We start from the raw sequence: 12132 nt of genomic DNA, 5'->3' as shown, positions 1-12132 counted from the left end.
TCATGAGGAGTACGCCGAGTTCTCGTGCACGTAGGCGTGCGAGAGGTCGGTGGTCCAGATCGTCGCGGACATCTCCGCCTCATGCAGGTTGACCGTGATCGTCACGTCCCGGCCGGCGAGGTCCACGATGGACCGGTCGGCGGCGGCCGCCCCGCTCTTGCACACCCAGACGCCGTTGACCGCCACGTCGATCCGGTCGGGCTCGAAGGCCGCCTTGGTGGTGCCGACGGCCGCCAGGATCCGGCCCCAGTTGGGGTCGTTGCCGAACAGCGCGGTCTTCACCAGGTTGTTGCGGGCGACCGTGCGGCCGACCTCGACCGCGTCCGCCTCGGTGGCCGCGCCGAGCACCTCGATCGCGATGTGCTTGGTGGCGCCCTCGGCGTCGGCGATCAGCTGCTGGGCCAGGTCGTGGCAGATCGCGGTGACCGCGGCGGTCAGCTCGGCCTGCTCGGGCTGCACGTCGGACGCGCCACTGGCGAGCAGCAGGACGGTGTCGTTGGTGGACATGCAGCCGTCGGCGTCGATCCGGTCGAAGGTCAGCCGGGTCGCCTCGCGCAGCGCCTCGTCGAGCGCGTCGTTGCCGGCCACCGCGTCGGTGGTCAGCACGACCAGCATGGTGGCGAGGGCCGGGGCGAGCATGCCGGCGCCCTTGGCCATGCCGCCGACGGTCCAGCCGTCACCGGTGGTGACCGACGTCTTGGGCACCGTGTCGGTGGTCATGATGGCCAGCGCGGCGTCGGCCCCGCCGTCGCGCGTGAGCCCCTTGGCCGCGCGGGCGACACCGGGCAGCAGCTTGTCCATCGGAAGGAGCTCGCCGATCAGCCCGGTCGAGCAGACGGCCACGTCACCGGCGCCGACCAGCATCGGCCGGGCGCCGCCGCGCAGCACCGCGGCGGTGTGCTCGGCGGTGGCGTGGGTGTCGCGGAAGCCCTGGCTGCCGGTGCAGGCGTTGGCGCCGCCGGAGTTGAGCACGACCGCGCGGACGATGCCGCCCTTGAGCACCTGCTCGCTCCAGAGCACCGGCGCCGCCTTCACCCGGTTACCGGTGAAGACGCCCGCGACGGTGAAGTCGGGGCCGTCGTTGACGACCAGCGCGACGTCGGAACGACCGCCGTCCTTGAGCCCGGCGGCGACCCCGCTGGCCCGGAAACCCCTCGCCGCGGTGACGGTCACGGCGCGACCCCGAAGACGGACAGACCGGTGGTCTCGGGCAGGCCGACCATCAGGTTGGCGACCTGCACGGCCTGCCCGGCCGCGCCCTTGCCGAGGTTGTCGAGGGCGCTGACAACGATGACGCGGCCCGAGTCGATGTCGACGGTGGCCTGCAGGTGACACGAGTTGGACCCGGCGGTGGCGGCCGTGTGCGGCCAGACGCCCTCGGGCAGGACGTGGACGAAGGGCTCGTCGGCGTACGCCGCCGACAGGACCTCGCGGGGATCGGGACCGAGCGCACGGGCGGTGACGGTCGCGAGGATGCCCCGCGGCATCGGAGCCAGCACCGGGGTCATCGACAGCGAGGTGGCGCCGGTCGCCTGCTTGATCTCCGGCACGTGCTGATGAGCGCCCACCTTGTACGGCGAAAGGCTCCCCATCACCTCGCTGGCCAGCAGGCTCACCTTCGCCGAGCGCCCGGCGCCGCTGGTGCCTGAGGCGGCGACCACCACCACGTCGGCCGGGTCGACGGCGCCCGCGGCGATCAGCGGGGCCAGCGCGAGCGTGATCGTCGCCGCATAACAACCCGTGTTGGCCACCCGGTCGGAGGCGGCGATCGCGGCCCGCTGGCCGGGCAGCTCGGGCAGCCCGTAGGTCCACGTGCCGGCGTGCTCCCCGCCGTAGTACCTCGTCCACAGGGAGGCGTCCCGCAGCCGGAAGTCGGCGCCCAGATCGACTACCTTGACTCCCGCCGGCAGCTGCGCGGCAAGCGCCGCCGACTGGCCGTGTGGTAGGGCGAGAAAGACCAGGTCAGCACCGTCGAACGACGCCGGCTCGGTGCGCCCCAGCACCAGATCGAGACCGGTGAGCTGCGGGTGCACCGCGGCCACCGGCTGACCGGCCTGACTGTGGGCGGTGGCCGCCGTCAGCTCGAACTCGGGGTGACCCGAGATCAGGCGCAGCAGCTCACCGCCCGCATATCCGCTCGCTCCCGCTACCGCGACTGAACAACCCATACAGCCCTCCGCATGACTATGCAGAAGACCGTATCAAGAAACACCACGGACCAGCAATGGTGCCGAGCGTCACCAGTCGTGCACTGTGCCGTCCTTCAGGCGGTTGATGGGCAGATAGGCGGTTTGATACGGGTACTTCTTCGCCGAGGAGAGGTCCAGCCGTACGCCGAGACCCGGTTGTGAACCCGGGTGCAGGAGTCCGTCGACGAAGGTGAACGACTGCTGGAAGACCTCATCGGTCCGCGCGCCGTGCTTCATGTACTCCTGGATCCCGAAGTTGTGCAGGGCGAGACCGAGATGCAGGGAGGCCGCCATCCCCACCGGTGAGATGTCGGTGGGCCCGTGGATGCCGGATCTGATGCCGTACTGCCCCGCGTACTCGAGAATCCTCTTGAGGTGTGTGATCCCGCCGGTGTGCGTCACCGCGGAGCGGACGTAGTCGATCAGCCGGTCGGCGATCAGCGTCCGGTAGTCGTGGACCGTGTTGAACACCTCGCCGATCGCCAGCGGCGTGGTGGTGTGCTGCCGGACCAGCCGCAGCGCCTCCTGGTCCTCGGCCGGCGTGCAGTCCTCCAGCCAGAACAGGTCGTACGGTTCGAGCGCCTTGCCGAGCCGGGCCGCCTGGATCGGGGTGAGCCGGTGATGGACGTCGTGCAGCAGCGGCAACTCGGGGCCGAACTCGGCGCGGACCGCCTCGAAGACACCGGGCATGTGCCGCAGGTAGGAACGGCTGTCCCAGTCCTCCTCGACCGGCGCCGGCACGCGTCCGGCGGGTTCGTAATGGCCCGTGGAAATGCCGTAGATCTTGTCCAGCCCGGGCACGCTGGTCTGCACCCGGATCGCGCGGTAGCCGTCGCCCCGCAATCGCCTGATCTCCTCGAACAGCGACGGCAGATCAGGCCCGCTGGCGTGGCCGTACGCGAGCAGCCCGCTGCGCGACGCCCCGCCCAGCAGCTGGTAGAGCGGCATCCCCGCGGCCTGCGCCTTGATGTCCCAGAGCGCGACGTCCACGGCGGCGATCGCGGCCATGGTCACCGGCCCGCGCCGCCAGTACGCCCCTCGGTAGAGGAACTGCCAGGTGTCCTCGATGCGATGCGCGTCCCGCCCGATGAGCAGGGGCGCCACGTGCTCGGCCAGGTACGCCACCACGCTCTGCTCGCGCCCGTTCAGGGTGGCGTCGCCCAGCCCGACGAGCCCGTCGTCGGTGGTGACGCGGAGCGTGACGAAGTTGCGATCCGGGCTGGTCACGACGACTTCGGCGGATTCGATGATCATGAGCGGCCTTTCCGGGAGGGTTCGTGGCGAACCGTAGTAGAAAGAGACGTGACCAACGAGGTGACCGTCCCGCTGCTGCCGTGCCGGGACGCGGACGAGATCAGCGCCTTCTACGCGGTGCTGGGCTTCCGGGCGACCTACCGGCAGCCCGGCTACATCGCGCTCCGCCGGGCCGACCTGCACCTGCACTTCTTCGTGGTGCCCGACTTCGACCCGCACACCTCGTACGGCTCCTGCCTGGTGCTGGTCGACGACATCGGCGCCCTGCACCGGGCGTTCGCGGACGGCATGCGCACCGCGTACGGCGAGGTCCTGGTCTCGGGGGTGCCCCGGATGACCCGTCCACGGGTACGCGCGGCGGCGCTGAGCGGCTTCAGCATCGTGGACCCGGCCGGCAACTGGATCCGGGTGATCGCCCGGGGCATCGAGCGCGCGCCGGGGCCGCAGACCACCCTGGCCCTGGCCCTGGAGCACGCCGTGGTGCTGGCGGACGTGCGGGACGACCACGCGCGCGCGGCGACCGTGCTGGACGGCGCGCTGGGCAAGGTCCCGCCGGACGAGGATCCGGCGGTGATGGCGGAGGCGCTGGCGTACCGCGCGGAGCTGGCCCTGGTCCTGGGCGACGAGCGCACCGCCGTGGCGGCGCTGGAGCGGGCCCGCGAGCTGGACGCCACCGGCGCCGAACTGGCCGAGTTCGCGTCGGACCTGGAACGCCGGGTGCGCGACCTGGCCACCGGTTACGAGGTCAGGGTCTGAGTCCCGAGGACCGTGATCAGGGCCAGTTTCTCGGCCGCCTCGGAGCCGGGCTCGGCGGTGTACGCGATGAGCCGCAGATCGGTGCCGGCGGCGTCGAGGACGTCGCAGTCCAGCTCCACCGGCCCGACCGCTGGGTGGCCGATGGTCTTGCGGAAGGACGTGTGCACGCCCAGCACCCCGGAGTTCCACAGCTCGGCGAATCGCTCGCTGCCGGCCCGCAGGTCGGCGATCATCCGCTCCCCGCGCGGATCGTCCGGATAGCGGCCCACGGCGGTCCGCAGATCGCCGACCATCTCCGTCTCATAAGCTTCCATTTCCGGACGAGTGCGGATAATTCGTCCGTCGTCCTGCAGCAGGAAGTGCCTCCGGATGATGTTGCGCTCGGATCCCGGCTCCCCCATCAGCGCCACCCAGGGCGCGTTCCAGGTGATCAGGTTCCACAGCAGGTCACTGACCGCGACCGGCGTGCCGGCGAGCCGATCGAGCAGTCGCTGAATGCTCGGGGTGAGGTGGCTCGGGATCAGCCCCCGGCCGGGTGGCGCCAGTCCGGCCAGCCGGAACAGGTGCGCGCGCTCCGGACCGGAGAGCCGCAGCGCGCGGGCCAGCGCCTCGACGACCTGGGCCGACGGCGCGGTCGCCCGGCCCTGTTCGAGCCTGGTCACGTAGTCGACCGAGATCCCGGACAGCAGGGCCAGCTCCTCGCGGCGCAGCCCGGCGGCCCGGCGGTGCCCGGCGGCGGGCAGGCCGGCCGACTCGGGCGGAACCCGGTCGCGCCAGGCCCGGACGGCCTGTCCGAAGTCAGAGGTGGTCATGCCTGCAAAAGTAATCCCCCGCGACTGACACGTGTAGGTTCCGGAACCGTCGCGGGGTGACGGAACCGGTTCCGGGCTGTCAGACTGCGGATAAGCCCCAAAAAGTGTTATCGATCCCGGAGGTCCCCCGACGTGCCCGCTGACGATCCGTACCGTGACCCAACGCTGCCTGTCGAGGAGCGCGTCACGGATCTGCTGGGCCGGATGACCCTGCCCGAGAAGGTCGGGCAGATGCTCCAGCTGGACTCCCGTGGCGACCTCAAGGAGATCGTCACCGGCAAGCTGGCCGGTTCGATCCTGCACACCTCCCCGCAGAAGCTGCTCGAGGCGATCGACCTCGCGGCCGGCACTCGCCTGGGCATCCCGCTGCTCACCGCCGAGGACTGCATCCACGGGCACTCGTTCTGGCCCGGCGCCACCATCTTCCCGACCCAGCTCGCGATGGCCGCCAGCTGGGACGCCGACCTGATCGAGCGGGTGGCCCGCACCACCGCCGTCGAGGTGTCCGCGACCGGCGTGCACTGGACCTTCTCCCCCGTCCTGTGCATCGCCCGCGACCTGCGCTGGGGCCGGGTGGACGAGACGTTCGGCGAGGACCCGTACCTGATCGGCGAGCTGGGCGCGGCGATGGTCCGCGGCTACCAGGGAGGCGGGCTCACCGACCCGACCGCGATCCTGGCCACCGCCAAGCACTTCGCCGGCTACTCCGAGACCCAGGGCGGCCGGGACGCCAGCGAGGCCGACCTCACCCCGCGCAAGCTGCGCGCCTGGTTCCTGCCGCCGTTCGAGCGGGTGGCCCGCGAGGGCGTGGCCACGTTCATGCTCGGCTACCAGTCGATGGACGGAGTGCCCATCACCACCAACCGGTGGCTGCTCAACGACGTGCTGAAGCAGGAGTGGGGCTTCACCGGCACGCTGGTCACCGACTGGGACAACGTCGGGCGGATGGTCTGGGAACAGCAGGTCTGCGCCGACCTGGCGGAGGCCGCCGCGGCCGCCGTCCGAGCCGGGAACGACCTGGTCATGACCACGCCCGGCTTCTTCGAGGGCGCGCAGGAAGCGGTCGCGAACGGCACCCTCGACGAGGCCGGGATCGACGAGGCGGTCCGCCGGATCCTGCGGCTGAAGTTCCGCCTCGGCCTCTTCGAGAACCCGCGCGGCCCGGACGCCGACCGGCAGGCCGCCGTGATCGGCCGCCCCGAGCACACCCAGCTCAACCTGGAGACGGCCCGCCGCTCGCTGGTCCTGCTTCGCAACGACGGTGTGCTGCCGCTTCCGGCGGGTAAGCGGATCGCGGTCCTCGGGCCCAACGCCGACGACGTGTCCGCCCAGCTGGGCGACTGGGCCGGCGACTCCGGCCAGGTCGACTGGCTGCCCGACGGCCACCCGCGCGAGCTCACCGAGACGGTGCTGGACGGCTTCCGCTTCTTCAAGAAAGACGAGATCACGTACGCCCGCGGCGCCCGCATCGTCGAGCTGGTGCCGGACCCGGACGGCACCCACTTCCCGGACGGCCAGCCGCGCCCGCCGGTCGCCCAGGGCGTCCCGATCGACGAGGCGGAACTCGCCGAGGCGGTGGCCGCGGCCACCGCCGCCGACGTGGCGGTCGTCGTGGTCGGCGACACGGTCGCGCTGACCGGCGAGAGCAAGTCCACGGCCACGCTGGAGCTGCAGGGCGGCCAGGTCGCGCTGCTGGAGGCCGTGGCGGCGACCGGCACGCCGATGGTGGTCGTGCAGGTCGGCTCGAAGCCGCTGGTCCTCCCGCCGGCGGCGGTCGAGGCGGCGGCACTGATCCAGGCCTTCAACCCCGGCATGCGCGGCGGCCGGGCGATCGCCGAGCTGGTGCTGGGCGCGATCGAGCCGACCGGCCGGCTGCCGATCACGGTTCCCCGGCACGTCGGCCAGCAGCCGGTCTACTACAACCAGATCCGCGGCCAGCACGGCCGCCGCTACGCCGACCTCTCCCAGGAGCCGCAGTTCGTCTTCGGCGAGGGCCTCAGCTACACCACGGTCGAGTACTCCGACCTGGTGCTCGCCCAGACCGACCTGCCGCCGGACGGCACGATCCGGGCGCAGGTCACGCTCACCAACACCGGCGACCGGCCGGCCCTGGAAACCGTCCAGGTGTACGTGACCGACCTGGTCACCAGCGTGACCTGGGCCGAGCGGGAGCTGAAGACCTACCGGCAGGTCCAGGTGCTCCCGAAGGCGTCGATCACGGTCGACCTCGAGCTGCCGGTCGCGGCGTGCACGCTGGTCACCGCGGACGGGCGCCGGGTCGTCGAGCCGGGCGCGTTCGAGCTCCAGGTCGGACCGAACTCTCGTGACCGGATCGTCGCCCGCTTCACCGTGACGAACTGACAGAATCGGGCGGGTGCAGAGCCTGCCCGACGACTTCGACACCGACGAGCTCACCGCCGCGCTGACCCGCGAGTGGGGTGTGGCGGTGGCCGGCCTCGACCACGCGCCGGTCGGGTTCGGCAGTCACCATTGGACGGCTCGCGACCCGGCCGGCGGCCGGTGGTTCGTCACGGTCGACGACCTGGAGATCGGGCGGTTCGCCACAACCGAGACCCATGACGATGCGTACGCCCGGCTGGCGCGCGCGCTGACCACGGCACGGGCGCTGCGCGAGACGGGCGCCGGTTTCGTGGTCGCGCCGGTCCGCACGGCCGGCGGACGGGCAGTCGTCCGGCTCGGTCCGCGCTGGGCGGCGGCGCTCTACCCGCATGTCGACGGCACGAGCTTCGGCTGGCAGCAGTGGACCGGCGACGACCATCGGCACGCCGTACTCGACATGGTTGTGGGTGTCCACGCCGCACCACCCTCGGTGCGGGAGAAAGCCGGCGTGGACGACCTGTCCGTGCCCCGCCGCGACGCGGTGGAGGCCGCGCTCGCCGGCGAGACCGCCGGACAGGGCCCCTATGCCGAGCGCGCCGCGGCCTTGCTGAGCGGGCGCGCCGACGCGGTGGCGGCCCGATATGCGCGCTATGACGAGCGTCTGACAGCGGTCGACCGCTCCACCGACGTGCTGACCCACGGCGAGCCGCATCCCGCCAACACGATGCGCACGGCCGCCGGCTGGCGCCTGATCGACTGGGACACCGCGCTGATCGCCCCGCCCGAACGCGACCTGTGGCTGCTCGGCGACGAGACCTTCGACGCGTACGCCGAGGCGACCGGCACCGTCCCCCGGCCCGAGGTGCTGGCGCTGTACCGCGAGTGGTGGGAGCTGGCCGACCTGGCCATCGGGATGGCCCGCTTCCGCGGCGTCCACCACGGCGGCCAGGACGACCACGACACCTGGGAGATCATCGAGCGCATCGTCAACGCCGCCTGACCCCCCGCTGCCGCGCCGCGCCGAGCGGCCGGAGCGAATAACCCAGCCGCAGACAGCGTCGCCCATCTGATCAACGGATCCACCCGGTCGTTTCTACCCCGGCTTGACCCGGTCTGGCAGAGTCACCTGGTGCTCACGAAATGGTTCCGTCGCCTGGTCACGGCGGGTTCGCTGGCCGTCGCCGCGGCGGTGCTGGCGATGGCGGGCGGTGCCCTCTGGGTGAAGGGTGCGGCCGCCGGCCACGTCTTCGGCTCGGCGGCGGACGCGCCGGGTGCGCCGGTCGCGCTGGTGCTCGGCGCGGAGATCTACGGCAACGGTGAGCCGTCGCCGTTCGTCGTGGGCAGGCTCGAGATCGCCAGGCAGCTGTACGCCGCCGGCAAGGTCAAGGTGATCCTGGTCTCCGGGGACCACGCGCGGTGGACCTACAACGAGCCCGGGGCCATGTTCCGGTGGCTCGTCGACCACGGCGTCCCAGGCACTCAGGTGGTGCTCGACCACGCCGGTTTCGACACGTACGACTCGTGTGCCCGGGCGCGGGAGATCTTCGGCGTCCGCAAGGCGATCGTGGTCACCCAGAGCTACCACATCGAGCGCGCCGTGACGCTCTGCCGCCGCCTCGGGGTGGACGCGGACGGCGTCGGTGACGACACCGTACGGATCTATCGTCAGCCGTGGTTGTCCAGCTCCGGCCGGGAGCGGATGGCCGTCGTGAAGGCGATGGCGGACGTCGCTTCCGGGCGCGATCCGATATTTCTCGGCCGCTATGAGACATCCGTGGATGATGCCCTGCGGTGATTGCAGACCGTATGCATCATTTGACATAGATGACCGTAGACACGACCGGCGATCTCGACCAAAGTGTCCGGTATGGCAGACCGGCGAGCGTTTCTCTCCGCGTCCGCGGCCGCGGCCGTCGCGGCCCCGTTCCTGGGCAACCCGGCCGGCGCTCTGGGCAGTCCGGAGTCCACCGCGTCGCCCCGCACGCGGACCCGCCCCCAGGCCCCCGACCGCGAGCTCAAGACGGTCCTGCGTGAGATCGACCCGCGCCGCATCGAGCGGGTCGTCCGCCGCCTCGCCGACTTCGGCACCCGCCACACCCTGTCCGCGCAGGACGACCCGGTCCGCGGCATCGGCGCGGCGCGCGACTGGATCTTCGAGCAGATGCAGCGGTACGCCGCCGCGTCCGGCGGCCGGATGACGGTGGAGCTGCAGTCGTTCATCCAGCCGGTCAGCCCCCGCGTGCCCGAGCCGACACGCATCACCAACATCGTCGCCACCCTCCGCGGCACCACCGACCCCGCCCGGACGTACGTGGTGACCGGCCACTACGACTCCCGGGTCACCGACGTGATGAACGCGACGTCCGACGCCCCCGGCGCCGACGACGACGCGTCCGGCGTGGCGGCCGTCATGGAGCTGGCCCGCGTCTTCGCCACCCGGCAGACCGCGGCCACGGTCGTCTTCGCCGCGGTCGCCGCCGAGGAGCAGGGCCTCTACGGCTCCGACCACATGGCCCAGGCCTACCGGGACGCCGGCGCCGACGTGCAGGCCATGTTCAGCAACGACATCGTCGGCACCGGCGACGCGCACGACGGCACCCCGCCCGACAACCGCACGGTCCGGCTCTTCGTCGAGGGCGTGCCCACCGCCGAGACGCCCGCGCAGGCGAGCACCCGGCAGTCGGTCGGCGGCGAGAACGACGGCCCGTCCCGCCAGCTCGGCCGCTTCGTGCGCGACGTGGCGGAAAACGCGGAGACCGGCATGAAGGTCCGCGTGATCTGGCGCCGCGACCGCTACCTGCGCGGCAGCGACCACGTGTCCTTCCTGCGCCGCGGCTACCCCGCGGCCCGTTTCACCGAGCCCCGCGAGAACTTCCGCCTCCAGCACCAGGACGTCCGCGTCGAGGACGGCGTGCAGTACGGCGACCTGCCCCGGTTCTGCGACTTCTTCTACATCGCGCGGGTCGCCCGGGTGAACGCCGCGACCCTCTGGTCCCTGGCCCAGGCCCCGTCCACTCCCCGCGGCGTCGTCATCGACACGACCCAGCTGACCAACGCCACCACGCTGCGCTGGCAGCCCGCCACCGACGAGGACCTGGCCGGCTACGAGGTCGTCTGGCGCGAGACCACCGAACCCGACTGGACCCACGGCACCCTGGTCGGCGCCGTCACCTCGGCCACCATCGACATCTCCAAGGACAACGTCCAATTCGGCGTACGAGCCATCGACCGCGCCGGCCACCGCAGCCCCGTCGCGGCCCCCGTCCCGAGCAGCTAGAGACCCTTCGAGGTTGAGGTCTGGTCAGGCCGCACTGCCGGGCCTGCAAGATGCCCGGGCGCCTGCTGCACCCTGGTTGCCACCGCCCGCGCCCGGTGCGGAGTCGGGGCGGGGTGCCCGCTCACCCTGGCAGCCACCGCCCGCGCCCGCTGCGGAGTCGGGGCGGCTTTCCAGGCGCCCGAGTGCCTGCGCACCGTCGCTGCCGCCGGCCGCGGCCGTGGCCGTGGCCGTGGCCGTGGCCGTGGCCGTGGCCGTGGCCGGACACGGTTGATGGTAGGAACGGACGTGAGTGGTAGACCAGGCACGCGGTGGCGGGCCACGGCGGTATTTCGGCCCCGGATACCGTTCTGGACTACCGCGGTCCACGCGCGTGGTAGCCCAGAACGGTCAGCGGTCTCGGATAGCGCCTGGTCCTACCACCGGCCACGAGACACCGGCCGGCCAGAGCAGTCGTGGCAGGCCGAACAGGCCGAATGCCGCCTTCAGCTACCACTCTCGCGCCCGGCTACCACCGCAGGCCGCGGCTACCGCCCTCGTGCCCGGCTACCACCGCAGGCCGCGGCTACCACTGACGGTCGCGTCCGGCCAGAGCCGCGAGCGGCGGCAGCGACGGTGAGCAGGCACCCGGGCGCCTGGCAGACCAACCGAAAGCCCACGCCCGGCGACAGCGCCAGCAGCAAGCGCACACACCGAAGAGCCCCGGCAACCCGAGGGAGTCCCGGCGACCCGAGGAGTCCCGGCAAGGCGAGCCGGACCTCCACCGCGAAGAGTCTCCAGGGCGAGGTGTCGTCGCGCGGCTGGCGCTGGTCCGTCCTCGGCCCGACTCGCACGAGCCCTCACCCGGATCAGACGTCCATCCGGTCGGGTGTCGCTATTGTTCGCGGATGGATCTCGGCCTGGCGCGTCTGCCGTTCCCGGAAGGCACGGACGACGAGGTCGAGCTGCTGCTCCGCTGGCTCGGCTTCCTCCGCGGCGCGGTCCTGCGCAAGGCCGGCGGCATCACCGACGAGCAGTCACGGTGGCGACCCGACGGCAAGCTGATCCCGCTGATCGGCATCGTCAACCACCTGACCGGCGTCGAGACCCGCTGGGTCGACGGCGAGATGCTCGGCGCCGAGACGGGCAAGCCCGCCGACGAGTACGACCCGCCGCAGCTCACCATCGCCGACGCGGTCGCCGCCTACGAGGCTCGAGCGGCCGCCACCGACGCCGCGGTCCGCCGGATCGGCGACCTGACCACCGCGTCCCGCTACGGCCATGACACCGACCTGCGCTTCGTGCTGCTGCACCTGATCAACGAGACCGCCCGCCATGCCGGCCACGCCGACGCCGTCCGCGAACTCCTGGACGGCGCCGTCGGCGAGTGAGCCGCCGCTGCTTCCTATAGGTAAGCAGAGCAAACCGCCGGGGTGATGCGTATGTGTAAGCAGAGCAAAGTGCCTGCCAGCGGGTGAGGTCGAGGCCGGTCAGCTAGGGGCAGGGCCTGAAGCCGGGCAGCATCGGC

Annotated in this window: 10 protein-coding genes; 6 read left to right on the top strand and 4 right to left on the bottom strand. The window is 71.9% G+C overall.

Annotated features, from left to right (window positions below; all coding sequences use genetic code 11):
• From argJ to manD, 3 genes are all read right to left on the bottom strand, one after another.
• Positions 1 to 1173: a bifunctional glutamate N-acetyltransferase/amino-acid acetyltransferase ArgJ gene (gene argJ, locus QSK31_RS16740; RefSeq protein WP_285684898.1), complete on the bottom strand. Its 1173-nt coding sequence runs from the start codon at positions 1171 to 1173 to the stop codon at positions 1 to 3.
• A complete protein-coding gene (gene argC, locus QSK31_RS16735; RefSeq protein WP_285684897.1) occupies positions 1170 to 2168 on the bottom strand; it encodes an N-acetyl-gamma-glutamyl-phosphate reductase in 999 nt (332 codons plus the stop codon). The genes argJ and argC overlap by 4 nt, the downstream gene beginning before the upstream one ends.
• Before the next feature lie 69 nt (positions 2169 to 2237).
• A complete protein-coding gene (gene manD / locus QSK31_RS16730) occupies positions 2238 to 3443 on the bottom strand; it encodes a D-mannonate dehydratase ManD (protein WP_285684896.1) in 1206 nt (401 codons plus the stop codon).
• 48 nt (positions 3444 to 3491) lie between these two features.
• Between manD and QSK31_RS16725 the strand changes: the two genes are divergently transcribed.
• Complete coding sequence (locus tag QSK31_RS16725; RefSeq protein ID WP_285684895.1) at positions 3492 to 4199, top strand: DUF8817 family protein; 708 nt, start codon at positions 3492 to 3494, stop codon at positions 4197 to 4199.
• On the opposite strand, the gene QSK31_RS16720 is transcribed toward QSK31_RS16725, so the two are convergent.
• Positions 4181 to 5011 carry a helix-turn-helix transcriptional regulator gene (locus QSK31_RS16720; RefSeq protein WP_285684894.1) on the bottom strand — a complete coding sequence of 277 codons (831 nt, stop codon included), beginning with the start codon at positions 5009 to 5011 and terminating at the stop codon, positions 4181 to 4183. The two genes, QSK31_RS16725 and QSK31_RS16720, sit on opposite strands and share 19 nt — an antisense overlap.
• A 132-nt stretch (positions 5012 to 5143) precedes the next feature.
• Here QSK31_RS16720 and QSK31_RS16715 point away from each other — a divergent pair, with 132 nt between their 5' ends.
• The 5 genes from QSK31_RS16715 (at position 5144) to QSK31_RS16695 (ending at position 11995) form a co-directional block, all read left to right on the top strand.
• Complete coding sequence (locus QSK31_RS16715; protein WP_285684892.1) at positions 5144 to 7372, top strand: exo-beta-d-1,3/1,6-glucosidase; 2229 nt, start codon at positions 5144 to 5146, stop codon at positions 7370 to 7372.
• Between the two features lie 13 nt (positions 7373 to 7385).
• Positions 7386 to 8351 (top strand): aminoglycoside phosphotransferase family protein, encoded by a 966-nt coding sequence (locus QSK31_RS16710; protein ID WP_285684890.1) that lies wholly within the window; start codon positions 7386 to 7388, stop codon positions 8349 to 8351.
• Positions 8352 to 8549: 198 nt separating this feature from the next.
• Positions 8550 to 9146, top strand: coding sequence for a SanA/YdcF family protein (locus tag QSK31_RS16705; RefSeq protein ID WP_502872972.1), 597 nt, complete (start codon positions 8550 to 8552; stop codon positions 9144 to 9146).
• Between the two features lie 72 nt (positions 9147 to 9218).
• Positions 9219 to 10628, top strand: a complete 1410-nt coding sequence (locus tag QSK31_RS16700) for a M20/M25/M40 family metallo-hydrolase (RefSeq protein WP_285684886.1) — start codon at positions 9219 to 9221, stop codon at positions 10626 to 10628.
• A gap of 884 nt (positions 10629 to 11512) precedes the next feature.
• Positions 11513 to 11995 carry a mycothiol transferase gene (locus QSK31_RS16695; RefSeq protein WP_285684884.1) on the top strand — a complete coding sequence of 161 codons (483 nt, stop codon included), beginning with the start codon at positions 11513 to 11515 and terminating at the stop codon, positions 11993 to 11995.
• Positions 11996 to 12132: the final 137 nt, after the last annotated feature.

It is taken from the genome of Actinoplanes sp. NBRC 103695 (assembly GCF_030269485.1).
Classification (GTDB): Bacteria; Actinomycetota; Actinomycetes; order Mycobacteriales; family Micromonosporaceae; genus Actinoplanes.
This window is presented reverse-complemented; position numbering and strand designations above follow the sequence as displayed.